The organism is Ruegeria sp. CJ3, from assembly GCF_056536725.1.
This window is the reverse complement of the sequence record NZ_JBQFQE010000007.1, coordinates 186,233-211,211: the sequence shown is the minus strand read 5'-3', so window position 1 is coordinate 211,211 and position 24,979 is coordinate 186,233. Positions and strand designations below refer to the sequence as shown.

Sequence of the window (24,979 nt, the reverse complement as noted above, 5' to 3'; positions counted from 1 at the left end):
TCAGTTTTACGGCAAGATTTCGGGTTGGGCGGTCAAACAACGGCTGACCGACGCATGGTTTGACACATCGCCGGATGCATACCGGGACTGACTGCAAATCATAACCGGTACATTTCAAGTATCTTTTTCGAAGGTTTTGTGCCATATAACGCTTTGTTTTTATAGGTATATTTTGATCATAGCCCAGAACTGGTTACATTTTCGGAGGCGTATTCCCAATTAAGAAACTTCTTTGATTCATGTCAAAGCGACGCGCGGGCCGTTGGAGGAAACCGGTTGCGAGAAAGCTCACACGCATCCTCGTCGTCGCTTCTAGTATTCGAATTTCAGCCAGAAGCGCCGACAAATCCAAAGCCGGAAAATCAGATAATTCCGACGTCCTAAGTCGAAGGAGTCAGTGATATGAAATTCAAGTTCCCAACGGCGTATACAATTTTGTTTGCGCTAATTGCGGTCGTAGCGTTGGCGACGTGGTTCGTCCCCGCCGGCCAATATGACCGGGTCGCAAATGAGGCGCTGGGACGGGATGTTCCCGTTCCTGGCAGCTATCAGGTTGTCGAATCCAACCCTCAGGGTTTCTTCGATGTCGTGCTGGCCCCGATTGCTGGGTTCTATGACCCGGCCAGCTATGAAGCACAGGCGATTGACGTCGCATTGTTCGTGCTGGTCATCGGCGGCTTTCTGGGCATCGTGGCCCATACGGGCGCAATCGATGCGGGCATCGGTAAGGCGATGGCGCGAATGGAAGGGCGAGAAAAGTGGATGATCCCAATCCTCATGGCCCTGTTCGCGGCAGGCGGCACGATCTACGGTATGGCCGAAGAATCCCTAGCCTTCTATACGCTGATCATTCCCGTGATGATCGCGGCGGGGTATGACGCGACCGTCGGTGTTGCGATCATCATGCTGGGCGCAGGCGTCGGTACGCTGGGTTCGACCATCAACCCGTTTGCAACCGTAATCGCGTCGGACGCCGCAGGCGTTCCGTTCACCAACGGTATCATGCTGCGCTTTGCGTTGCTGGGTGTCTGCTGGCTGGCCTGTGTCGCATTCGTCATGCGCTATGCAGCGCGTGTGAAAGCAAACCCCGAACTGTCCATCGTTGCCGACAAGCGTGAAAGCAACGAAGCGCACTTCCTCAAAGGTAAGCGCGAGGGCGAAGGCACACCCGTCTTCACCGGTATTCACAGCATCATCCTTGTGATCTTTGCCGCCAGCTTCGGCGTCATGATCTGGGGTGTGTCCGTCGGTGGATGGTGGATGGCTGAAATGTCCGGCCTGTTCATCGTTGCCTCGATCATCGTGGGCCTGATCGCCCGTATGGGTGAGGAAGAGTTCACCTCGACCTTTGTCGACGGCGCACGCGACCTGCTGGGCGTTGCGCTGGTGATCGGTATCGCACGTGGTATCGTGATCGTCATGGACGCGGGCAATATGACCGACACCATCCTGAACTGGGCCGAAGGCGCAGTGAACGGTCTGGGTCAGGTTGCCTTCATCAACACGATGTTCGGGCTGCAGGGCTTGCTGTCCTTCCTGGTTCCGTCCTCGTCCGGTCTGGCCGTTCTGACCATGCCGATCATGGCACCGCTGGCCGATTTCTCGAGCGTCGACCGGTCGCTGGTTGTAACAGCTTATCAGTCCGCAAGCGGTCTGGTGAACCTGATCACACCGACCTCGGCTGTGGTTATGGGTGGTCTGGCGCTGGGTCGTGTGCCCTATGAACGCTGGCTCAAGTTCACCCTGCCCCTGCTGGCCGTCCTCATCGTAATCATCATGGCCGGGCTCAGCCTGTCCGCGATGGGCTGAGGTACCTAAGATGTCTACCGTGACCCGATCAGAAACAAAACGAACCCTGGGGTTCTGGATGTGCACCGCTCTTGTAGTGGGAAACATGATCGGGTCCGGTATCTTCCTGCTGCCATCGTCACTGGCCGAATTCGGACCGATCTCGATGGCAGGCTGGATCCTGACCGCAGGCGGTGCAATCGTTCTGGCACTGATCTTCGGACGGCTGGCGCGGCTATCCTCTGGCGCTGGTGGGCCCTACGTCTATGCCCGAGAGGGTTTCGGCGACTTCGCGGGCTTCCTTATCGCCTGGGGATATTGGATCGCCTTGTGGTCAGGCAATGCAGCGGTGGCGGTAGCCTTTGCCGGTTACCTCAGCGTCATGGTCCCTGAAGTCGGACAAAGCCCGGTGGCCGGGTTGTTCGCGGCACTGGGGGCGATCTGGCTGCTGACCTGGATCAACGTGCGCGGTGTGCGGGAAGCGGGGATCATTCAGGTCGTAACCACTGTCATGAAGCTGACCCCGCTAATACTGCTGATCGTTCTGGGCGTCGCCCATGTCGACAGCTCGAATTTCAGACCCGTGAATGTGAGCGGCATGTCAAATATCTCAGCGATATCTACCTGTGCGGCTCTGACCTTGTGGGCCTTTGTGGGGCTCGAGTCGGCCACCGTCCCGGCGGGCGATGTCAAAGACCCCAAAACCACCATTCCACGCGCCACGATCCTGGGCACCTGTGTCGCCGCGCTGGTCTATATCGCCACAACCTATGTGGCGCTGGGTGTCGTACCCTCGGCCGTTCTGGCCGATTCCAATGCACCGCTGTCCGATGTGGCGGCGCTGCTGTGGGGCTTTGGCGGAGCTTTGTTCATCGCCGTCGGAGCCTGCATCTCAACCTTCGGGACGCTGAACGGGTTCGTTCTGCTGACCGGTCAGGTGCCCTTGGGCGCAGCCCGCGACGGGCTGTTCCCGCCTCAGTTCGCGCGCCTGTCACGCACCGGTACGCCCACCTTCGGGCTGGTCGTGTCCAGCGTGCTGGCCAGCGGGCTCATCGCGATGAACTACACTCGTACTCTGGCCGAGCAGTTCGAATTCATCATTCTGCTCGCCACACTTTCAACCCTGATCCCCTACCTGCTTTGTGCGCTGGCCGAAGTGATGATCCGCGTACGCAGGGGCGATCTTACACAACTGTCACCGAACGTCTTTATCCTTGCGGCGCTGGGTTTTGCCTATTCTTTCTGGGCCATCTACGGCGCGGGTGAAGACGTTGTTTTCTGGGGCGTTCTGCTGCTTTTGGCAGGATTGCCCATCCATGTTTGGCTGCGTGTGCAGTCAAGAGCTAAAATGTCGAAGGAGAAATCATGACTGGATTTGGAGCTCATTCCGAGATTGGCAAACTTCGAAAGGTCATGGTGTGTGAACCAGGCCTGGCCCATTCCCGCCTGACACCCGGTAACGCGGCCGAGTTGCTTTATGATGACGTTCTGTGGGTGCACAAAGCCCGCACCGATCACGCCGATTTCCGCATGAAAATGGAAGAACGCGGGGTCGAGGTGCTGGAGTTCCACGCCCTGCTGGAAACCACGATGAAGGATAAAGAAGCCCGTAAATGGGTTCTGGATCGCCGCATCACGGAAAATCAGGTCGGCGTCGGTATGCTGAACGAGCTGCGCGGCTGGCTGGACGAAATGTCCGCCAAGGACCTTGCCATGTATCTGATCGGCGGTATCGCGGTCGAAGATATGCCCTTTACCCCCTCGGGCATGTTCGGCAGCTACCTCGGTACCCATGGCTTTGTCATCCCGCCGATCCCGAACACTCAGTTCACCCGTGACAACAGCTGCTGGATCTATGGCGGCGTGACGGTGAACCCGATGTATTGGCCCGCCCGCCAGCCCGAAACGCTGCTGGTGACTGCGATCTACAAATTCCACCCGGACTTCAAGGATGGCGATTTCAAGATCTGGTGGGGCGATCCCGACGAAGATCACGGCGCAGCCACCGTCGAAGGCGGTGACGTCATGCCCTGGGGCAATGGCAGTGTGCTGATCGGTATGGGCGAACGCACCAGCCCGCAAGCCGTGGGTCAGATGGCCCGTGCGCTGTTCAAACAGGGCGCTGCAGAACGGGTTGTTGCCTGTCAGATGCCGCGCAGCCGTGCTGCGATGCACCTGGATACGGTGTTCAGCCACTGTGACCGCGAAACCGCGACCGCATTTGTGGACGTCTGCAACGAAATCCAGTGCATCAGCCTGCGCCCCGGCAACAAGGAAGGCACAATCGACTTCCGCCGCGAAGACAAGCACCTGTTTGATGTGGCCGCAGAATGCCTGGGCATCAAGTCGCTCAACATCGTGCAGACCGGTGGCGACTCGTTCAACCAGGAACGGGAACAATGGGATGACGGCAACAACGTTGTGGCGCTCGAACCGGGCGTGGTCGTGGCCTATGACCGCAACACCTACACCAACACGTTGCTGCGCAAAGCTGGCGTCGAGGTGATCACCATCTCAGGCGCGGAACTCGGACGCGGGCGCGGAGGCGGGCATTGCATGACCTGCCCGATCTGGCGCGACCCCGTTGACTACTAAATTCTAAGGAGACAAATAAGATGGCTTTTAACCTTCAAGGACGTAGCTTCCTGAAAATGCTGGACTTCACCCAACGTGAAATCCGTTACCTGCTGGACCTGTCGCGCGACCTCAAACGTGCAAAATACGCCGGTTCGGAAATCCAACACCTGAAAGGCAAGAATATCTGCCTGATCTTCGAAAAAACCTCGACCCGGACCATGTGCGCCTTCGAAGTCGCCGCAATGGATCAGGGCGCAGGCGTGACCTATCTGGGCCCGCAAGGCTCGCAGATCGGCCACAAGGAAAGCATGAAAGACACCGCCCGGGTTCTGGGCCGCATGTTCGACGGTATCGAATACCGCGGCTTCGGTCAGGAACTGGCCGAGACCCTGTCGGAATATGCAGGCGTGCCGGTCTATAACGGTCTGACCGACGAGTTCCACCCGACCCAGATGCTGGCTGACCTGCTGACCATGCAGGAGTACGGTGAAAAACCGCTGCATGACATCAAGTACGCCTATGTTGGCGACGCGCGCTCGAACATGGGCCACTCGCTGATGATCGCAGGCTGCCTGATGGGCATGGACGTGCGCATTGCCGCTCCGAAAGAGCTGTGGCCCGCCGACGAATTCCGCGGTCCGGCAGAAGAGCTGGCCAAGCGTTACGGCGGCAAGCTGACCATCACCGAAGACGCCAAAGCGGCTGTTGACGGCGTTGACTTCATCCACACCGACGTCTGGGTGTCGATGGGCGAACCGGCAGAAGTATGGGAAAGCCGCATCAAGCAGCTGAGCCCCTATCAGGTGAACGCGGAACTGATGGCTGCGGCCAACAACCCGAACGTCAAGTTCATGCACTGCCTGCCTGCCTTCCACAACACCGAAACCAAGGTCGGTCAGGAGATCGCCGAGAAGTTCGGCATCTCGGAAATGGAAGTCACCGAAGAGGTCTTCGAGAGCCCCGCAGGTGTTCAGTTTGAACAGGCTGAAAACCGGATGCACACCATCAAGGCGGTTCTGGTCGCCACATTGGGGAGCTAAGAAATGCGGATTGTCGTCGCCCTTGGGGGCAACGCGCTGCTGCGCCGCGGTCAGGCTCTGACCGCGGAAAACCAGCGCGAAAACACAGCCATCGCCGCCAAGGCGCTGGCTACTATCGCCGAAGGAAACGAGCTGATCGTGACCCACGGCAATGGTCCGCAAGTGGGTCTGCTGGCGCTGCAAGGCAACGCCTACAAACCTGACGAGGCCTACCCGCTGGACGTGCTGGGTGCCGAGACCGAAGGCATGATCGGCTACATGGTTGAACAGGAACTGGGCAACCTGCTGCCGGCTGAAACGCCGCTGGCAACCCTGCTGACCATGATCGAGGTTGATGCCAAGGACCCCGCCTTTGAAAACCCCACCAAGTTCATTGGTCCGGTTTACGAAAAGGAAGAGGCCGAGCGTCTGGCTGCTGAAAAAGGCTGGGAAATCCGGGCCGATGGTGACAAGTGGCGCCGCGTCGTCGCCTCGCCGCTGCCCAAGCGGATCTTCCAGATCCGGCCGATCAAATGGCTGCTCGAGAACCAGACCGTGGTGATCTGCGCTGGCGGTGGCGGTATTCCGACCGTCTACAACGAGGAAGGCTCGCTGGAAGGTATCGAGGCGGTGATCGACAAGGATCTGGCTTCCGAGCTGCTGGCACGCGAAGTGGGCGCGGATCTGTTCATCGCAGCGACCGATGCCGACAGCGTCTATCTGGACTGGGGCACCGAAGATCAGCGTGGGATCAAATCCATCACGCCTGATGCGATCAACGACTACGGCTTTGCCGCCGGGTCGATGGGACCCAAGGTCGATGCGGCGACCCAGTTCGCCAAGAGCACTGGCAAAGCTGCGGCCATCGGGGCGCTTGCGGATCTGGCCGAAATCGTCGCCGGAACCAAAGGCACCACGATCAGCGAATCCGCTGGCGAGACTGCCTTCCACTAACGAAGGCCAAAGCGCGCTTCGGTTTGGAATTCAAACCGAAACGCGTAATTGCATGAGAGACAAGCCATCCCCGCGTTGCCGGACCCGAACGTAAATCTTGCTGGGTCTGTGCGGGGGTGGTTTTTTCGATCAATGCCTAGCGACCCGTCTCACTTCGGGCAGCCTGCAAGACGCTGACCTTATGCGTTATGGAGTCTCTCCACCCGCCCCACTGATGTCATGCACCATAACGGGCCATGAACATATCCACCGCCTGTTGTGCCACCGCGTCGATCTCATCTTCGGTAAACCGGGTCTGAATGCCGAAGGCCGCGCGGTTCCAGATGCGGACCTTGCACAGTTCCGAGAACTGAGCAGCCGCCGTCTGAACGTCATCAATCACCAACTCGCCCTTCGCGACGGCCTTTTCGAGATATTCGGCCATCTGGCACTGACCGTTCTGCGGCCCGGCCTGATAAAAAGCTTGCCCCAACTCGGGGAAACGGTCGCGTTCGGCGACACAGGCACGAAAGACCTGCTGGGCGAAATCCGACACCAGGAATCCGGTCAGTTGCGTGGCGGCGATGGTAAGTACCTCACTGGCGGGCTTGGTTTCGTCCACCATGGCTACCACACGTTCGGCCATGCGGCTGCATTCGGTCTGGACGACCTCGGTGAACAGCAGGCGCTTGTCGGGGAAGTAGCTGTACAGCGTGGCCTTGGATACACCGGCTGCGCGGGCGATGTCGTCAACGCTGGCACCTTCGAACCCATCCGCCATGAAAACCTCTCGGGCCCCGCGCAAAACCTGATCGAATTTTCGGCCTGTGCGCAGGATGGTGGCGGCTTGGGTCATGGTGGCTCCTGAAGATTGATTTGCGCGATTCTATAAACCGCTCGGTTCACTTTCAACGATTCGCGCGCGAATTGTGATGCAATCCCGGCATCCTGTGGCCGCAAACCCGAAGCTTGCGACTGGGGCAAACCATGCTATCCCTCGACCCATGGTCGAGATTTTTCTGCGCACCCTGCCCTTTTTTGCGATCATCGGCCTGGGATACGGTGCCGGACGCAGCCGGTTTTTCCCACCCGAGGCGACGGCCTATCTGACCAAATTCGTATTCTACTTTGCGCTGTCGGCGATGCTGTTCCGCTTTGCCGCCACCCTGCCCTTTGCCGAGATCTTCAACGGGCGGCTGGTGATCGGCTATCTGATCGCCACGCTTGCGGTCTATGGGCTGGCCACGCTGGTGGCTTACCTGCGCGGGCTCGACATCCCCACGGCGGCGGTCGAAGCGCAATGCGCCGCCATCGGCAATGTGGGCTTTCTGGGCCTGCCGATGCTGGCAGTCCTGCTGTCTGAGGCCGCCATCGGGCCGGTGATGCTGGTGCTGACGGTTGATCTGGTGGTGTTCTCATCGCTGATCGTGATCCTGATCAACGGCGCGCGCGAAGGGCGGTTGGCCGCCAGTACGCTGCGCCTGATCGGGATCGGCTTGCTGAAAAACCCCATGATCCTGTCGATCTCGGCCGGTCTGATCTGGTCGGCGCTGCGTGTGCCCGTACCTGCGCCGCTGAACGACTTCCTGACCATTCTGGGCGGCGCGGCCACGCCCGGCGCGCTATTTGCAATCGGCGCGTCGCTGGCCGGGAAATCGGCCGAGCGTGTTCAGGTCGCGGCATGGCTGAGCTTTTGCAAGCTAATCCTTCATCCGCTTTGCGTGGCCGTCGTTCTGCTGTGGCTGATCCCGATTGCGCCCTTCCCGGCCGCTGTCGCCATCGCCGCCGCAGCGCTGCCCGTAGCAGGCAATGTCTACATCCTGGCGGCCCACTACGGGGTCGCGCCGCAGCGCGCCTCGGCGGCGATCCTATTGTCGACCATGGCCAGCATCCTGACGGTGCCGCTCGTCATTGCCTGGGTCAGCACACCCTGATCTTCATCTTTTCGAAAAATACTCCCGCCGGAGGCTCCTGCACTTGCCGCCGGCGCTGTGGGTCGTTAGCCATGGCGCAGACCCAAAACAAGGACCAACCCAGATGGAAACCCTATCGGAAAATGCCTGTTTCGGAGGCGTGCAGGGCGTCTACCGCCACGCCTCGTCCGCGTGCAACTGCGACATGACATTCGGCCTGTTCCTGCCGTCCGAGGCCAAGGACGGCCCTGTGCCGGTGCTGTGGTACCTGTCGGGCCTGACCTGCACCCACGAAAACGCCATGATCAAGGCGGGCGCTCAGGGCTGGGCAGCCGAACAAGGTATCGCGCTGGTCTTCCCCGACACCTCTCCTCGGGGCGAGGGCGTCGCCGATCATGAGGACTACGATCTGGGTCAGGGTGCGGGTTTCTATGTCAACGCGACGCAGTCCCCCTGGGCGCCGCATTTCCGGATGTGGGACTATGTGGCCGATGAATTGCCCGCCCTGCTGGCCGAACATTTCCCCATCGATGCCGACCGCCAGTCCATCACCGGACATTCCATGGGCGGGCATGGGGCACTGACGCTGGCGATGAACCTGCCGGGGCGGTTCCGTTCTGTCTCGGCCTTCGCGCCGATCTCGAACCCGACGGGCGCGGATTGGGGCCGCAAACAATTGGCTGCCTATCTGGGTGGGGATGAAGCGGCATGGGCGAAACACGATGCCTCGCTGATGATGCGCAGCACCGGGTTCGACGGCCCCGTCCTGATCGACACCGGTGCCGACGATCAGTTCATCGACCTGCTGCGCCCCGAGGCGCTGGCGCAGGCGATTGCGGAACGTCGCCAGCAGGCAATCTATCGGCTGCAGCCGGGCTATGATCACTCATATTTCTTCGTGTCCACCTTCATGGAGGATCACGTGAGCTTTCACGCCGAAGCGCTGTATGGAGAGTAAGGCATGAGCAAATATGACTATGACCTGATCATCATCGGCTCGGGGCCTTCGGGGCGGGCGGCGGCGATTCAGGCGGGCAAGCTGAAACGCCGGGTTCTGGTGGTCGACCGCAAGGATCGGCTGGGTGGTGTTTCGGTGCATACCGGTACGATCCCGTCGAAAACCCTGCGCGAAACGGTCCTGAACCTGTCGGGCTGGCGCGAGCGCAGCTTTTATGGGCGCTCGTACCGGGTCAAGGACCAGATCCACGCCGAGGATCTGAAGGCACGGCTGCACATGACGCTGGACCACGAGGTCGATGTGCTGGAACACCAGTTCAACCGCAACCATGTGGAAACGCTGGCCGGTCTGGCGAAATTCGTCGGCCCGCATGAGGTTGAGGTGGCCACCGACGCCGGTGAGACCACCCGCCTGACGGCCTCGAAATTCCTGATTGCGACGGGTACCAAGACCTATCGACCCGATTATGTGCCCTTTAATGGCAAGACCGTGGTCGATGGCGATGATTTCCTTGAGATGGGTGAGATTCCCCGCTCGCTCTGCGTGATCGGCGCGGGTGTGATCGGGGTGGAATACGCCACCATGTTCTCGGCGCTGGATGTGCGGGTGACGCTGATCGAGCCGCGCGAGAGCTTTCTGGACTTTATCGACAGCCGCCTGATCCACGAGTTCACCCATCAGATCCGCGAAAACGGTGTCGATCTGCGGCTGGGCTCGGCGGTCGACAAGATCGAGGATGCCGGAGGTCATGTCGAGGTCACACTGGACAATGGCCGCCATGTGCGGGCCGAGATGCTGCTGTTTGCCGCCGGGCGTATGGGCGCGACCTCGGCGCTGAATCTGGAGACGGTTGGGATTGAAACCGATCATCGCAACCGGATCGAGGTGGATCGCAAGACCTATCAGACCAATGTGCCACATATCTATGCCACCGGCGATGTGATCGGGCACCCGTCGCTGGCCTCGACCTCGCTGCAACAAGGGCGCGTGGCGGCCTGTCATGCGCTGGAAACACCTACGCTGCCGGAAAGCCCGTGGTACCCCTATGGCATCTACTCGGTGCCTGAAATGTCGACCTGCGGCATGTCCGAAGAGGAATTGCAGGAACGTGGCATCCCCTATGAGGTTGGAGTGGCGCGGTTCCGCGAAACCTCGCGCGGGCATATCATGGGGCTGGAGCACGGGATGCTGAAAATGCTGCTGAGCCTCAAGACCCGCAGGGTGCTGGGCGTGCAGATCGTGGGCGAAGGCGCGACCGAGCTGATCCATATCGGGCAGGCGGTGATGAACCTGAAGGGCACGGTGGACTATTTCGTGCAGAACACGTTCAACTATCCGACCCTGGCCGAGGCTTATAAGATCGCCGGTCTGGATGCGTTCAACCGGATGCCCATCCCCGAGGAATTCAAGGTACGCAAGGGCAGCAAAAAAGCGGCTGCAAAACCCGCGAAGGCCGCCGAGTGACGCTGTATATCGATGGCGACGCCTGTCCGGTCAAGGCCGAGGCCGAACGTGTCGCCACCCGTCATCGGGTGCCGATGATGCTGGTGTCGAATGGCGGGTTGCGGCCTTCGGCCAATCCGTTGGTGCAGGTGATCGTCGTCTCGGAAGGTGCCGATGAAGCCGACAAGTGGATTGCCGAGCGCTGCGGCGCGGGCGATGTGGTGGTGACGTCCGACATCCCGCTGGCCGCTAAATGCGTCGAAGCGGGTGCGCGGGTGCTGCGGCCCAATGGCGAGGCCTTTACGGCGGCCAATATCGGCCAGCAACTGGCGATGCGCGATCTGATGGCGGATTTGCGCGCGGCCAACCCGTTGGGCGCAGGCGGTGGCGGTAAGCCGTTCGGCAAGGCCGACAGGTCGCGGTTTCTGGATGCGCTGGAAAGGGAACTGAGAGCCGCCGCGCGCGGGTGACGCTCCCGCCGGTCATCAACGCATCAAAGATGCGCTTCTTCCCGTTGGGCCGGGCAGCGCGTGCCGCGCTGCGGTTGCCGCTTGCATCCGGACGCGGGGATTGGTTCAGTCGGTTCGTGTAGGAACATGACAACAGGGTTGCCCTCATGCCGATTGAAGCCGTTATTTTCGATATCGGAAACGTTCTGATCGAATGGCAGCCCGAGCGGTACTATGATCGGATCATCGGCGAGGATCGCCGTCGCGCCATGTTTGCCGAGGTCGATCTGCACGGGATGAACGATCTGGTCGATCAAGGGCGTCATTTCACCGACACGATCTATGACTGGGCCGAGAAATACCCCGAATGGCGTGATGAGATCCGCATGTGGCATGACAAGTGGATCGAACTGGCCACGCCCGAGATACCGCATTCGGTGCGGTTGCAAAGGGCCTTGCGGGCCAAGGGCGTGCCGGTGTTTGCGCTGACCAATTTCGGGGTGCAAAATTTCGACTATGCGACCACGGTTTATCCGTTTCTGAATGAGTTCGATCGACAGTATGTCTCGGGCCGGATGCAGGCGGTAAAGCCGCACCCGCCGATCTATGAGATGGTTGAGGCCGATTGCGGGCTACCGCCCCAGGCGCTGTTGTTCGCGGATGACCGGCTGGAAAACATCGAAACCGCGCAAGCGCGCGGCTGGCAGGTGCATCATTTTGACGGCCCGCAGGGCTGGGCTGATCGGTTGGTGGCCGAAGGGCTGCTGACCGCAGACGAGGCGGTCTAGGCGACAGCCATCGGGCGGTTCTCGCGGATGGGCAGGTGGAGGATGGCGCTGAAGGCTCCGACAGCGACACCGATCCACCAGACCATCGTATAGTCTCCGAACTGGTCATACATGCGCCCGCCCAGCCAGACGCCCAGAAAGCTGCCGATCTGATGGCTGAGGAATACGAAACCATAGAGCGTGCCCATATAGCGCAGCCCGTAGAGATGCGCGACAAGCCCCGAGGTCAGCGGCACCGTGGCCAGCCACAGCGACCCCATCACTAATGAGAATACGATCACCGAAAACGGGGTAATCGGGAAAACGATGAAAGCCGCGGCCGCCAGCGTGCGGGCGGTGTAGACGCCCGCCAGTAGGTACTTCTTGGGGAAGTGATTGCCCGCCCACCCGGCCAGAAGCGTTCCGCCGATATTGGCCAGCCCGATCAGCGAGATCGACACAGCCCCCAGCGCTGAGGTCGTGGTTATGCCGATGGAATGCAGAACACCGCCGGGTTGGATCGGGCCGCACATTTCAGTCACGAAGGCCGGGAAGTGGGCGGTGACAAAGCCCAGTTGATAACCGCAGCTGAAAAACCCCATAAAAATCAGCGCATAAGACGGGTCACGGAAGGCGCGGCCCAGGATTTGGCCCATGCTGCCCTCAAGTTCGGTTTTGCTGACAGGTGTTGGCGCGCGCATGAATGGCAGCGTCAGGACCAGCGCCAGAATGGCGACGGCGAAGATCACAAACACCTGTTGCCAGGGCAGAAAACTTAGCAGCCACTCAGCGGTCGGAGCGCCAATCACCTGCCCGAAACTACCTGCCGCCGTGACCACGGCCAGCGACATCGAGCGGTTCCGGTCCGACGAGGCCCGCCCGACCACGGCCAGCACAACGCCGAAACCGGTCCCCGCAATGCCAAACCCTACCAGTCACGCGTACATCTGATGGCCGAACGGCGTGACCGACCATGCCGACAGCACCATGCCGGCGGCATAGGTCAGCGCGCCGAGGATGATAGCTCGCCGGTCGCCGACCTTTTCGGCGATGGCGGCAAAGATCGGTTGGCCGATGCCCCATGCAAGGTTCTGAATTGCGATTGCCATCGAGAAGTCGCTGCGCAGCCAGCCGAACTCATCCGCGATCGGAATCTGGAACACACCGAACGACGCGCGCACGGCGAAGCTGACCGTGATGATGATACATCCGACGATCAGAACGGGATTCAGCAAGCGGGCCGATTGGGGCATGGGACCTCACAGGGTTTGGGTTCGAGGGACGTTAGCGGGAACAGTCCGAACGTCAATTCAGGAGTTTTGCTGGATCGGATGAGCAAATTTGATGCGGTTGGGAAATCGTTGCTTTTCAAGGGGCAAACCGGGCGCTATGGCTCGGGGTATGACCGACTTGACGACGCTGTATGAAACCCGCATCGCGGATGGCTCCTTGACACGGGATGACGCGCAAGAGGCCGTGCTGCCTCGGTTCGATCGCATCCGGTCGGCCGTGAGCACGCCAGTAAAGCGTGGATTGTTCCGTAAGGCCCCACCCGCACCCAAGGGGTTGTACCTGTGGGGCGGTGTCGGGCGTGGTAAGTCGATGCTGATGGATATGTTCGTCGAAACGCTGGGCGACATCCCGGCACGGCGGGTTCATTTTCACGCCTTCATGCAGGAGATCCATTCCGGCTTGCACGAGGCCCGCGAACGCGGTGTCGAGGACGCGCTGGCCCCGGTGGCTGAGGCGGTGGTTCGTTCCGTCAGGGTGCTGGCCTTTGACGAGATGCAAATCACCGATATTACCGACGCGATGATCGTCGGGCGGCTGTTCGATATGTTGCACGAGGGCGGGGTCGTGGTTGTGACGACTTCGAACCGGCATCCGGACGATCTGTACAAAGACGGCCTGAACCGGCAGCTTTTCCTGCCGTTCATTCAACATATCAAGGCGCAGCTTGAAGTGTGGGAACTGGTCTCGCCCACCGATTACCGGCAAAACCGGCTGGAAGGATCCCCGGTCTATTTCACCCCGATCGGCCCCGAGGCGCGCGAGAAGATACGGCAGGTCTGGGCGGATCTGTCGGGTGGTCCAGCCGAGCCGCTTTCGCTGCATGTCAAAGGCCGCGAGGTCGTTCTGCCTGCGTTCCGCAACGGTGTGGCCCGGGCGTCGTTTTACGATCTGTGCGGGCGGATGCTGGGCCCCGGTGATTATTTGGCAATCGCCGAGGCGCTTAAGGTGCTGATTCTTGAAGACGTCCCGCGGCTTTCGCGGAACAATTTCAACGAGGCCAAGCGGTTTGTCACTCTTATTGACGCTTTGTACGAGGGGAAGGTACGGCTGATTTGTTCGGCGGCAGATGAACCAGAGCTGCTTTATGTCGAAGGTGAGGGGACGTTCGAGTTCGAGCGTACTGCGTCACGTCTGCGGGAGATGCAGGATAAGGACTGGGGCGCTTAGGGGGCTCTGCCCCCGTCGCCGGAGGCGACTCCCCCGGGATATTTTTGGCCAGATGAAGCTGCGTGGACCCTGCGGTCAGGCGTTTTCGCGCAGGATATTGCCCGCCAGATAGAGCGAGCCGCAGATTAGGATGCGGGCTTGCGGACTGGTGTCGGTGATTTTGCTGAGTGCTTCGGCGACGCTGCCTGCGGTTGAGGCGGGCAGATTGACTTTTGCGGCGGCTGCGGCGGTGTCTTCGGCGCTTAGCGTGTTGGCCTCACCCGGGATCGAGACGGCCGTCAGGGTGGCGGCTTGACTGGCCAGAGGGGCGAGATAGCCGGTGACGTCCTTGGTGTTGAGCATACCGCAGATCATGTGGGTCGGTTTTTGCGGCAGTTTCCCAAGCACGTCTGCCAATGCGGCACCGGCGGCGGCGTTGTGGCCGCCGTCCAGCCACAGCTCGGCCTGCGGGGCCTGATCGACCAGCGGGCCGGATTTCAAGCGCTGCATCCGGGCGGGCCATTCGGCGCGGGCGACGGCGGCCTCGTAGGCGGCATCGCCCATTTCCAGATGGCGCAGAACGGCCAGGGCTGCGCCGGCATTCTGGATCTGGTGCGCGCCCAGCAGGTTTGGCAGTGGCAGGTCGCGCAGGCCGGTTTCGTCCTGATAGACAAGGCGGCCGTTTTCCTCGTGCACATGCCAGTGCTGACCGTGCACCAGAAGCGGCGCACCAAGGCGGGCGGCGGTGTATTCGATGACCTCAAGCGCTTCATCTTCCTGAGGTCCGACGATGCAGGGCACGCCGGGTTTGATAATCCCGGCCTTTTCGGCGGCGATCTTGCCCAGAGTGTTGCCGAGGAACTGTTCGTGGTCGATCGAGACCGGAGTGATTACCGTCACTTCGGGCTGCGCGATTACGTTGGTCGCATCGAGACGTCCGCCCAAACCCACCTCAAGCAACGTGTAGTCAGCTTTGGTACGCGAAAAAGCCAGTAGGGCGGCGCATGTGGTGATTTCGAAATACGTAATGTCCTCGCCACCGTTAGCGGCGTAGCATTCGTCGAGAATGGCGGTCAGCGCGGGTTCCGAGATGAGCGCGCCAGCCAGTCGGATACGTTCGTGAAACCGCGCCAGATGGGGCGAGGTATAGGCGTGGGCGGTGCGCCCTGCCCCTTCGAGCCCGGCGCGGATCATCGCCTGGGTCGACCCCTTGCCATTGGTCCCGGCGATATGGATCACCGGCGGCAGATTGCGCTGTGGATTGTCGAGCGAGTCCAGCAAACGCCAGACACGGTCCAGGGTCAGATCGATGATCTTGGGGTGCAGCGCCATCATCCGGTCAAGGATGACGTCCGAGCTTTGGCTGGTCATTTCTCGCCCGCGTCCTCGGCGGGGACTTCATTCGCCGGGGTTTCCGGCTTGGGCGCAGGCAGATCGCCTTTCACCGCGGGGGGCTGGTTCATCAGCATGCGGGTGATGGTGATCAGTTCTTCGCGCATCTCGGTGCGCTTGGTCACGCGGTCCAGCATCCCGTGGTCCAGCAGGTATTCAGCACGCTGGAACCCTTCGGGCAATTTTTCGCGGATGGTCTGCTCGATCACGCGCGGGCCGGCGAAACAGATCAGTGCGTTCGGTTCCGAGATATGCACATCGCCCAGCATCGCATAAGACGCGGTGACACCGCCCGTGGTCGGGTGAGTCAGGACGACGATATAGGGCAGATTCGCCTCTTTCAGCATCTCGATTGCGACCGTGGTACGCGGCATCTGCATCAGGCTGAGGATGCCTTCCTGCATCCGTGCGCCGCCCGCAGCTGAAAACAGGATCAGCGGGCGTTTCAGCTTTACCGCCTCTTGGGCAGCGGCGATGATGGCGTTGCCGACATACATGCCCATCGACCCGCCCATGAACGAGAAATCCTGTGCCGCGGCTACGATGGGCGTGCGTCCGATCTCGCCCGAGGCGACCAGCATCGCCTCTTTCTCGCCGGTCTTTTTCTGCGCGGCTTTCATCCGGTCGGGATATTTCTTCTGATCGCGGAACTGAAGCGGGTCGTCTTTGGGTGCGGGCACGGCTACTTCGGTGAAAATGCCACCGTCGAACAGGTGGCTGAACCGGTCGCGCGGGGTGATCGCCATGTGGTGATCGCATTGGGTGCAGACATTCTGGTTCTCCGCCAGCTCGCGGTGAAACAGCATCGTTCCGCATTCACCGCATTTGTGCCAAAGATTTTCGGGCACTTCGCGGCGCGAGAAGATCGAGTTGATCCGGGGGCGGACGTAGTTTGTGATCCAGTTCATGTCGGAACCTTGCTGAGACTGCGTTGACGTCAAATAAGACGCTACGGAAGGAATTGCAATCAACGCCTGAGGGTCAGACGCGCGGCCAGCCACCCGACGATCATCAGCGCCATATCGACCAGAAGCCAGGGCCGGATGGCCTGCGTGTCCGAGGCCTCGTATGGCAGGTGATAGAGCGCCAGACCGCTCAGGTTGTCGGGCAGCGATATGATCAGCAGGGCGGTGACATTGTTGAAGAAATGCAGGGCGATGGCCGGGCCGAGGGTTCCGGCGCGGGCGGTCAGATCGGCGGTCAGAACGCCGAAGACCAGTGCCCAGATGGCGATCAGAAAAGCATTTTCCCCGGCGATCGCCGGATTGTAGTGTCCGGCGGCAAACAGCACCGAGGGCAGGCCGATCCAGATCAGCGGGGACCGGAATCGCGCCGCCAGACCCTGCTGCAGGTAGCCGCGGAACAGGATTTCCTCGGCACTGGTCTGAATCAGGACGGCAACCAAGGACAACGGCAAGAGGATCAGCCAGCGGGACAGGGGCAGATTGGCGACCAGCGGCCCGCCCAGGTCATAGGGGGGGAGCAGGATCAGAACCGCTCCCAGCACGATCAATGCCCGCAGGACCAGCCAGAACTGCCGCAGGGCAACCGCCTGTGGCCCGATCACCGTAACCAGTGCGCGGCGCTGCATCAGGCGTGCGGCAAGTGCGACCCCCAGCGTGACAAAGATGAAGCTGGCCAGAACGATCAGCAACGCAGCCGGGGACGATCCGGTCAGAAAGGTGCTGGCCCATCCGGCTGATCCAAGGCTGGCAACCGCCGTGAACAGGACGGTGTTCAACGCCACGACGACCACCCCAACGACGGCAAGGCCGACGATCAGACGCCACAGCTCGGGGGATTTTCGGGCCTGGGTCAGCAGCACCTGATGCGGATCATAGGCGCGTGCTTCAGGTCTCATTGTCTGGACCGGCCGGAGTGGTGCCTGCGGCTTCTCTGGCCGCGGTGTTCGGCGCGCGCAGGCGCTCGGCGGCGGATGTCAGATAGCCCGCGACGGTCTGAAGCAATTGCATCGCCACCCCGGCGTCGCTTTCGATCACGGCGCGCAGTTCTTCGGCCCCGATCCGCAGGAAGGCGCAATCGGTAGTGGCGACCAGATCCAGCTGACGGAGTTCATTGGTGATGATTGCCAAATCGCCGATCAACCGCCCCGGTTCAACGGTCGAGAGGGATTCGACTTCGTCCTTCTCGTTCAGCCAGTTCAGGCTGGCCTCGCCCGAGATGCACAGATAGGCCGCATCCGGAGCCTGACCCTTGGCAAATATCGTTTGCCCCGCCGCAGCCTCGTACCACTGGGCCGAGAACGCCAGCAGCCGCTGGTTGCGGCCGTCCAGACGCGAGAACAGCTCGGTCGAGGAAATGATCTTGAGCTTACGACTCAGATCGTCCGATGCGCCGTCGCCGGTATCGGCCCGCACGCGAGAGACACCGTCGATGCGACCATCCTTGACCTCGACGAACAGGTCATAGGCTTCGGGATGGGCAAAGTGATCCTCCATGAAGATCATGACCGAGTCTGGCAGCAGTTCGCGCAGTTTCAGCCGGGTGCGCAGGCGGCTTTCAGAATCGTGGCTGGCCAGCGCCTTGTCGAGGATCAGGATATCAGGCCGCTTGATCCCGGCGCGCGAAAATGCGGCGCGTTCCTGAAACACTGTCGGCAGGTTGTTCCCGCCCAGCCCCGAGGGCAGGTCGTAGATGATCGCCGCCGCGCGACGGCGCAGCCCGGCTTCGTTCAGCACTTCGGCCACCAGATCCTCGATCTCTTCGGCATGGGCACCTGCCATGATCGACACCCGGCCATAGAGCGCGTTTTCCATCGCGGTCAGCCGCGGCACGTAAAGATCGGGCGACACCGGTACAAACATCCCGCCCATGGCGCTGCGCAGCCTGTCGGCCTGACTGTGCCGGATCGACAGGATCTTGTCCTTGTAGCGCTCGGGGAAGCTGGGGCCGATCTGCTCGGCGGTCAGCATGAACGGGACCGTCAGCAAAAGGGCGCGGTCCTGATCGCTGATCGCGTCGTCGCCCTTGGTCTTGCGCTGTTCCTCGATGTCCAGCAGGCGGTGATACATCTCTTTCGACATGCCCAAACGCAGGAACAGAGGGTGATCCGCGCCATCGCGCCCGAAGGTCTGGTTCAGCGTGTTAAGCACCGCTCGCGCAATGCTGAGCGCATCATCGTCCAGCTCATGCGCCGTCAGCATCGACAGGAACCGCCCGTCACCAGCCAGCAGGTCAGGGGCGATGTTGCGCGACGGCGAGGCAAACAGCAGGTTGCCGCCCAACGGCACCGCCGGATTGAACCGTTCGGGATCAAAGCGATAGACATACTGGTCCAGACCGCGTTCCTTCAGGCGGGTGGCAACCGTGTCGCGCAGGTTGACGATTTCCTGCGCCAGAACCGGATGAACCTTGGGGTCGAATTGTGACCGCAGGGTGCGGCGGAACATGAATTCGTCAATGCCCATCGCTTCGACCAGCTGGAACCACCAGTCGCGGATGTCCTCGATATCCTCCAGCCCGGCCAGACCCGGATCGATCCACTCGTCGTCAAGCGAATCCGGCGGGTTCCCGGCCCGGACCGCCTCGATCTGGCGGCGCGAGGGAACCCGCAGCGCCTCGGCCTCGTGCTGTGGACCGGTACGCAGCGGCATCAGCAGGTTGTCGCCCAGCGTGCCGTCAAACAGATAGGGCCGTGAATAGGCATAGCCGATCCGCGCAGCGATCACAGATTGATGCAGGTCGTTCAGATTATGGCCGGCCATGACGACCTCGCCCTGGACCGGCAGCAATTCGCGGGTCAGCAGCTGCGCCAGAGCGCTGCGTTCCGACGCATGGGTTGACTGGATCGCAACCCGGGCGCCGCGGGGAATGGTCAGATCGATATCTTCAAGGATCGTCTTGCCGTCATCGTCGCGGACGGTCACGTTGCGCAGCTCGATATCGCCCGTCAGGCGCGGGATGGTTTCGGGAACGCCTTCGAACAGATGTTCGGGGATCATGTTCGACGGAGCAAACCGCTCGGTCACGATTTCCCACCGCAGCGACATATCCTGAACCTGATTGTAATAGGTCAGAAGGTCCTTCCATGGGCCGCTGAGGTCTTTGTAGGCCCCAAGCGCCGCCACCAGCGCGCCCACCGTCACCTCACCCGTGATCGCCAGATAGCCGCCCACCGAATAGAACAGGAACGGCGTCATCTGAGTGATCAGATTGTTGAGGAATTTCATGAAGAATTTCTTGTTGTAGATCTTGAACCGGATCTCGAACAAGGTGCCCAGACGGTGACTGAACTGCGCCAGCCGGTAGCGCCAGCCGCCATTGGTGCGCAGATCGCTGATGCCCGCCGCACTTTCACCGATTTCCGAGCTAAGCTGGCGCACCTCTTGAATGCGGTCCTTGTTCAGCAGGTTGATCTGACGCTGCAACTTGGGGATCAGCCACGCCTGCAGTGGGATCAGGGCGATGCTGGCCAGCCCGAACCAGACGCTTTGCATGAACAGGAAGGTGACGATGGTCATCATCTGCCCGAACTGAAACACCGGCTGCGCGATGGCATCGCCCATCAGCCCGCCCATCGGCTCGGCCTCGGAGGTGATCATCGACACCAGCTCGCCCTGACTGGTGGTGGCGAAATAGGATTTCGGGAACCGCATCGCCCGGCTGATCAGGGTAAAGCGCAGACGGCGTAGCATCCGTTCGGCTAGAATGCCCTTCATGGTGTTGATGCGCATCTTCATCAACCCGCTGGCGATCACGGTTCCCAGAAAGGCAAAGCAAAGGATCAGCAGGTACTGCACCTGAGTCACGGTGATCCCCAGCACCGTCACCGTATCCGAGGGCGCACCGATGGCGTCGTTGATAATCTGCTTCGGCAACTCAAGCGAGGCATAGAGAAACGGAAACGACAGAACCGTCAGCACCAACAGAACCAGCTGCTGTTTCTTTGAATATTTCCAGATGAATGAAAATAGGGTGGGTTCCATGGCCCTGCCTCACCGTGACATTGAATCGTCTGGGATAGATGCGGATCGCCCACGCAACCAGAACGCCGAAGTTACGCCCCGGCGGAAGCTATTGCAAGAATGCTCAGCCCTTGGGTTGCGCGAAATCGGGTGGTTGTTCACCTTTGGGAAAAAATCCCCGGCTACGGTCAGACCGGGTTTGTCCCTCGCCCGGTCTTTAGCTAAAGAGGGGACAGTTTCGGATATTGGGACGATGGGCAGACTTCTGGACCGTTATTTTCAGCGCAAGGCGCTGGCGCGTTGGGGCCACGCGGCGCAGCAGGCTGATCAGACCGCTGCCCCCCGGCTGCGGCAACAGCGGGATGACGCACGCCAGCTGCGGGCGCTTCTGGACCGGGTTGTCCAGAAGGCTGATGGCCGTTTGATCCGCCCCCTGATCGGCTCGAACCAGTTTTCAAGGCCGCAGGGCACGGACTGGTCTTGGCGGCCTGATCTGTGGCGGGGTCCACTGGCCCGCAGGGGGCTGGCATCACCCCCACGCAAGGCGCGGCTGGATGGGCAGGTGACGCTGTTTCACGACTGCGACCGGGCCGAGATCGCCGCACAGCAGGTGCGCAACCGCCGCGATAAGGATCTGGCCCCTTTCAGTCTTGCGGTCGAGGTGTTCGATTTCCGTGGCTCGTTCTTGTCGCTGTCTATTGAACTGCCCGCTGACGCTGCCCTGTCGCTGACCCGGCAACACCTGATGCGGGTAGAGGCGCTGATTGAGGCCGAACGCCCGACCACCGTGTTTGCGCGGCTCAATATCCAGCATGGCCCCAACACCGAGCAGGTCCTGCGCGAGTTTGACCTGAGACAGCCCGCGGCGGCGGTGGATTTCGATCTGGCACATCTGAATCTGAACGAACGACGGGTCGAAAAGCTGTGGTTGGATGTGATTCTGGACGATCTGTCCATGAACCGTGTTGTTCTGCGCGACCTGACATTCTGCCGCTATCACCGGGCCGATCTGTAAGAGGCATCCCATGACCCAAGCAACGCTGACCCCGATCCGCTTTGAAAACGCCCTGTGGGAGGGTCACGTCTCGGCCGCCGAACAGCCGCAGATTGAGGCTCTGTATCTGGGAGAGCCTCTGCCAGATGTGGAGTTGCAGCCCGATGCGGACGGCTGGTCCTTGCACATCCCAGTGCCGGTGGCCGCCTTGTCCGAAGGGGTTCATTCCATTGTCATCCGCGATGTCAACACGGACCGGACGTTGGGTGATTTCACCATCATCGCGGGCCAACCTGCCGCCGATGACCTAAGGTCCGAACTTGCGCTGCTGCGCGCCGAACTGGATATGCTCAAGCGGGCTTTTCGCCGGTCTCAGACTTCTGACGGGCACGATTGAAACGGGCGGCGCTGGAATTTTTCTATCTTTTCAGCCCCATCCGTGCATCATTGAAGCATTCCGACATATCCGGGGGCTGCTATGGACCGCAACAGCATCATAAAGGTCATCGCCCTGATGATCACGGGCTTTGGGATCGGTATTGATTTCACCGGGGCCCTGATGCTGGTCCCGGCGATTGAGAACAGCTTTGACGCGGATATCACCAGCACCCAATGGGTTCTGAACATCTATGCCCTGTTCTTTGCCATGACCATGGTTGCCGGCGGACGGCTGGGGGATATGTATGGCCACCGCAAGGTGATGATCATCGGCCTGTCGATCTTCCTGTTTGCCTCGGTCCTGTGCTTTGTCTCACCCGGTCTGGACTATCTCATCGGCGCGCGGGCGCTGCAGGGGATCGGTGCGGGTTGTGTCTGGCCCTGCACGCTCGCCTTCGGGGCCACAAAGGTTTCAAAGCCAGAGCACCGGGCGCTGGTGATGGGGCTTATTCTGGCAGGCGTGACAACGGGCAATGTCTTTGGCCCGATGATCAGCGGCGCGGTGGTTAACTTCGGCGACTGGCGGCTGTTCTTCCTGGCCAATGTGCTGTTTTCGTGCATTTCGATGGCCACCGCGATCCTGCTGATGGAGCGCGAGACCGAGCACAAGAAAGGCGAGCATATCGACTTTGCCGGAATGGGCATCCTGTCCTTTGCGGTTCTGCTGCTGCTCTATGGCCTCGACGTGGGGGCTGACTGGGGCTGGACCTCGGTCCCGCTGCTGTTGCTGTTCTTTGTCAGCGCGGCGCTGTTTTTCCTGTTCCCGAGGGTCGAAAAACGCGTCAAGGAACCTCTGCTGTTGCCCCAGCTGATGCAGAACCGAGAGTTTCTGATCACTCTCGGCCTGAATATGTTCAACGTCTCGGCGGCCTTTGTCGCCCTGTTGTATTTTCCGCAATATATGCAAAAGGTGCTTGGCTGGTCGGTGTTCCAGTCTGCCTTGGGCCTGGCCCCGCTGACGGTCCTGCTGGCTGTTGGGTCGATCGTTTCGGGGACGCTTTATAATGATTTTGGCCCAAAGCGGTTGCTGCTTTGGGGCTATCTTTGCGCCACCGTCGGTGCCGCGAGCGTGGTGGTCTTGCCTGAAGGCTGGGGGTATTTTCAGATATTGCCCGGCATGGCCCTGATGGGGCTGGGCGCGACGCTGACCGTTGGCCCTTCGGGTACGGCGGCGGTCTGCGCGGTCAAGCCCGAACGCGCCGGACTGGTGGGCGGGCTCAGCTTCATGACGCACCTTGTCTATGGTGCAATCTCTGTCGCCTGTGCGACGGCGGTCATGTATGTGGTCAGCCTGTCCAGCCTGCGTGACAACCTTGCTGCCGCCGGGATTACGATGTCGGGGGCGGATCAGAAAGCGATCAATGGGGGCACGCTCACGACCGAAACCGCCAAAGCCGTGCTGCAAAAGCTTGGGCCGGGTGAGATCGAAAAGGTCAAGGCCGCCATTGCGGCGGCCTTTGATAGTGGGATGAATATGGCCTTCGTCTTTGCGACGATTTCGGTGTCGTTGGGGATCGTCCTCGCGCTGATGCTGGACGAGAAGAAACTGCACAAGGTCGAAGGCTGACGGGGTCGCGGAACACGCGACCCCTGCCGGTTATTGCGACGGTCCTGCCGGGTTGAACGCAGACAGGCCCTTGAGGATATCGATGGCATAGGCCAACTGATAATCCTGCTCGCGCAGCTCAGCGGTTGCCTCGGCCTTGGCGCGGTCTTCCTCGATCTGGCGGATTTCATCTTCGCTCAGGCTGTCATTGTTCAGACTGCCGCGCAGATCGGCCTCGGAACGGGTGCGGGCGTTATCTTCTTCCTCCTCGGTCGCAGGGGCCGGACGCGGTTGCTCCACAATGATATCGGGGCTGACGCCAAGGGCCTGGATCGAACGGCCTGACGGGGTGTAATAGCGCGAGGTGGTCAGACGCATCGCGCCATCACCGCGCAGCGGCATTACGGTCTGGACCGAGCCCTTTCCGAAACTCTTGGTACCCACGACGATAGCCCGGTGATGGTCCTGCAACGCACCCGCCACAATCTCAGAAGCAGATGCCGAACCACCATTGATCAGAACGACAATCGGTTTTCCCCCGGTCAGATCGCCCACTGTCGCATTGAAACGCTCTCCGTCCTCGGGGTTGCGGCCGCGGGTCGAGACAATCTCGCCCTCATCTAGAAACGCATCCGAGACCTTGATCGCCTGGGTCAGCAGACCGCCGGGATTGTTGCGCAGGTCCAGCACGATCCCGTTGACGTTCTCGATACCGCCCGCCTCTTCGATCTGCTTTTCCAGCCCTTCCTTAAGGTTGGGATAAGTCTGGTCATTGAAGGTCGTGACGCGCAGCACAACACTGGTGCCTTCGGTGCGCGCCCGCACAGCGGTCAGTTTGATCGTGTCGCGGATAATGGTGACATCAAAGGGATCAGTTTCGCCCTCGCGGACGACTGTGATCACGATCTCTGAACCGACAGGTCCGCGCATCAGGTCGACCGCCTTATCAAGGGTCAGCCCCAGAATACTCTCGCCATCGACATGGGTGATGAAGTCACCGGCCTCAATCCCGGCGGATGCCGCCGGAGTGTCGTCGATTGGCGAGACGACTTTGACAAAACCGTCTTCTTGCGTCACCTCAATGCCCAGACCACCGAACTCACCGCGCGTCTGCACACGCATCTGTTCTGCATCGTCGGGCGACAGATAGCTGGAATGCGGGTCGAGCGAGGTCAGCATCCCATCGATTGCCGCCTCGATCAGCTCTTCGGTTTCGACTTCTTCGACATATTGCGCGCGGATGCGTTCGAAGATGTCGCCGAACAGGTCCAACTGTTCGTAGACGCTTGCCTTGCTTTCCGCTTCCTGCGCCAGCAAGGGGCCTGCGATCTGAGTGGTTGCGATAATCCCTGCCACGGTGCCGGCCAGACCGGCCATCACAAATTTCTTCATACTCGT

At 60.7% G+C, this 24,979-nt stretch carries 20 protein-coding genes and 1 pseudogene; 14 read left to right on the top strand and 7 right to left on the bottom strand.

From position 1 onward, the window contains the following. The first annotated feature begins 402 nt into the window (after positions 1–402). Genes ACR0J1_RS14335 through arcC form a run of 5 tightly spaced genes read left to right on the top strand, consistent with a single transcriptional unit; the run spans position 403 to position 6,338 of the window. Positions 403–1,809 carry a YfcC family protein gene (locus ACR0J1_RS14335; RefSeq protein ID WP_480733358.1) on the top strand — a complete coding sequence of 469 codons (1,407 nt, stop codon included), beginning with the start codon at positions 403–405 and terminating at the stop codon, positions 1,807–1,809. Positions 1,810–1,867: 58 nt separating this feature from the next. Next, positions 1,868–3,157 carry an amino acid permease gene (locus ACR0J1_RS14330; RefSeq protein ID WP_480733359.1) on the top strand — a complete coding sequence of 430 codons (1,290 nt, stop codon included), beginning with the start codon at positions 1,868–1,870 and terminating at the stop codon, positions 3,155–3,157. Continuing rightward, positions 3,154–4,383 carry an arginine deiminase gene (locus ACR0J1_RS14325; protein WP_480532498.1) on the top strand — a complete coding sequence of 410 codons (1,230 nt, stop codon included), beginning with the start codon at positions 3,154–3,156 and terminating at the stop codon, positions 4,381–4,383. The genes ACR0J1_RS14330 and ACR0J1_RS14325 overlap by 4 nt, the downstream gene beginning before the upstream one ends. Positions 4,384–4,403: 20 nt before the next feature. Then, entirely contained in the window at positions 4,404–5,405 is a 1,002-nt protein-coding gene (gene argF / locus ACR0J1_RS14320; protein WP_480532496.1) for an ornithine carbamoyltransferase, read from the top strand. Between the two features lie 3 nt (positions 5,406–5,408). Beyond that, positions 5,409–6,338: a carbamate kinase gene (gene arcC, locus ACR0J1_RS14315; protein WP_480733360.1), complete on the top strand. Its 930-nt coding sequence runs from the start codon at positions 5,409–5,411 to the stop codon at positions 6,336–6,338. A gap of 217 nt (positions 6,339–6,555) precedes the next feature. On the opposite strand, the gene ACR0J1_RS14310 is transcribed toward arcC, so the two are convergent. Continuing rightward, a complete protein-coding gene (locus ACR0J1_RS14310; RefSeq protein ID WP_480733361.1) occupies positions 6,556–7,173 on the bottom strand; it encodes a TetR/AcrR family transcriptional regulator in 618 nt (205 codons plus the stop codon). A 148-nt stretch (positions 7,174–7,321) separates the two neighbouring features. On the opposite strand from ACR0J1_RS14310, the gene ACR0J1_RS14305 reads away from it, so the two are divergent. The 5 genes from ACR0J1_RS14305 to ACR0J1_RS14285 all read left to right on the top strand — a co-directional run bounded on the left by ACR0J1_RS14305 (position 7,322) and on the right by ACR0J1_RS14285 (position 11,868). After that, entirely contained in the window at positions 7,322–8,251 is a 930-nt protein-coding gene (locus ACR0J1_RS14305; protein ID WP_480733362.1) for an AEC family transporter, read from the top strand. Positions 8,252–8,354: 103 nt separating this feature from the next. Beyond that, positions 8,355–9,188: an S-formylglutathione hydrolase gene (fghA, locus tag ACR0J1_RS14300; protein ID WP_480733363.1), complete on the top strand. Its 834-nt coding sequence runs from the start codon at positions 8,355–8,357 to the stop codon at positions 9,186–9,188. Between the two features lie 3 nt (positions 9,189–9,191). Beyond that, positions 9,192–10,652, top strand: a complete 1,461-nt coding sequence (gene sthA, locus ACR0J1_RS14295) for a Si-specific NAD(P)(+) transhydrogenase (protein WP_480733364.1) — start codon at positions 9,192–9,194, stop codon at positions 10,650–10,652. Then, positions 10,649–11,101 (top strand): YaiI/YqxD family protein, encoded by a 453-nt coding sequence (locus tag ACR0J1_RS14290; RefSeq protein WP_480733365.1) that lies wholly within the window; start codon positions 10,649–10,651, stop codon positions 11,099–11,101. The genes sthA and ACR0J1_RS14290 overlap by 4 nt, the downstream gene beginning before the upstream one ends. A gap of 146 nt (positions 11,102–11,247) precedes the next feature. After that, positions 11,248–11,868 carry an HAD family hydrolase gene (locus ACR0J1_RS14285; protein WP_480733366.1) on the top strand — a complete coding sequence of 207 codons (621 nt, stop codon included), beginning with the start codon at positions 11,248–11,250 and terminating at the stop codon, positions 11,866–11,868. On the opposite strand, the pseudogene ACR0J1_RS14280 reads toward ACR0J1_RS14285, so the two are convergent. Continuing rightward, positions 11,865–13,100 (bottom strand): annotated as a pseudogene (locus ACR0J1_RS14280) (MFS transporter). The gene ACR0J1_RS14285 and the pseudogene ACR0J1_RS14280 overlap by 4 nt on opposite strands. A gap of 148 nt (positions 13,101–13,248) precedes the next feature. Between ACR0J1_RS14280 and zapE the strand changes: the two are divergent. Beyond that, positions 13,249–14,307: a cell division protein ZapE gene (gene zapE, locus ACR0J1_RS14275; protein ID WP_480733367.1), complete on the top strand. Its 1,059-nt coding sequence runs from the start codon at positions 13,249–13,251 to the stop codon at positions 14,305–14,307. A gap of 75 nt (positions 14,308–14,382) precedes the next feature. Here zapE and ACR0J1_RS14270 read toward each other — a convergent pair whose 3' ends face one another. From ACR0J1_RS14270 to ACR0J1_RS14255, 4 genes are read right to left on the bottom strand one after another with little or no spacing between them, the layout of a single operon-like run. Continuing rightward, a complete protein-coding gene (locus ACR0J1_RS14270; protein ID WP_480733368.1) occupies positions 14,383–15,657 on the bottom strand; it encodes a bifunctional folylpolyglutamate synthase/dihydrofolate synthase in 1,275 nt (424 codons plus the stop codon). Next, positions 15,654–16,586 carry an acetyl-CoA carboxylase, carboxyltransferase subunit beta gene (gene accD / locus ACR0J1_RS14265; protein ID WP_480733369.1) on the bottom strand — a complete coding sequence of 311 codons (933 nt, stop codon included), beginning with the start codon at positions 16,584–16,586 and terminating at the stop codon, positions 15,654–15,656. The genes ACR0J1_RS14270 and accD overlap by 4 nt, the downstream gene beginning before the upstream one ends. A 59-nt stretch (positions 16,587–16,645) precedes the next feature. Then, positions 16,646–17,539 (bottom strand): CPBP family intramembrane glutamic endopeptidase, encoded by an 894-nt coding sequence (locus tag ACR0J1_RS14260; protein ID WP_480733370.1) that lies wholly within the window; start codon positions 17,537–17,539, stop codon positions 16,646–16,648. Next, complete coding sequence (locus ACR0J1_RS14255) at positions 17,529–20,624, bottom strand: ABC transporter transmembrane domain-containing protein (RefSeq protein ID WP_480733371.1); 3,096 nt, start codon at positions 20,622–20,624, stop codon at positions 17,529–17,531. The genes ACR0J1_RS14260 and ACR0J1_RS14255 overlap by 11 nt, the downstream gene beginning before the upstream one ends. Before the next feature lie 232 nt (positions 20,625–20,856). Between ACR0J1_RS14255 and ACR0J1_RS14250 the strand changes: the two genes are divergently transcribed. From ACR0J1_RS14250 to ACR0J1_RS14240, 3 genes are all read left to right on the top strand, one after another. After that, on the top strand, positions 20,857–21,618 hold the full coding sequence (locus ACR0J1_RS14250) for a DUF6478 family protein (protein ID WP_480733372.1): 762 nt from the start codon (positions 20,857–20,859) through the stop codon (positions 21,616–21,618). A 10-nt stretch (positions 21,619–21,628) separates the two neighbouring features. Continuing rightward, positions 21,629–21,994 (top strand): hypothetical protein, encoded by a 366-nt coding sequence (locus ACR0J1_RS14245; protein WP_480733373.1) that lies wholly within the window; start codon positions 21,629–21,631, stop codon positions 21,992–21,994. A gap of 81 nt (positions 21,995–22,075) precedes the next feature. Then, a complete protein-coding gene (locus ACR0J1_RS14240) occupies positions 22,076–23,602 on the top strand; it encodes an MFS transporter (RefSeq protein ID WP_480733374.1) in 1,527 nt (508 codons plus the stop codon). Positions 23,603–23,632: 30 nt separating this feature from the next. On the opposite strand, the gene ACR0J1_RS14235 is transcribed toward ACR0J1_RS14240, so the two are convergent. Then, positions 23,633–24,973 carry a S41 family peptidase gene (locus tag ACR0J1_RS14235; protein WP_480733375.1) on the bottom strand — a complete coding sequence of 447 codons (1,341 nt, stop codon included), beginning with the start codon at positions 24,971–24,973 and terminating at the stop codon, positions 23,633–23,635. Positions 24,974–24,979 lie beyond the last annotated feature (6 nt).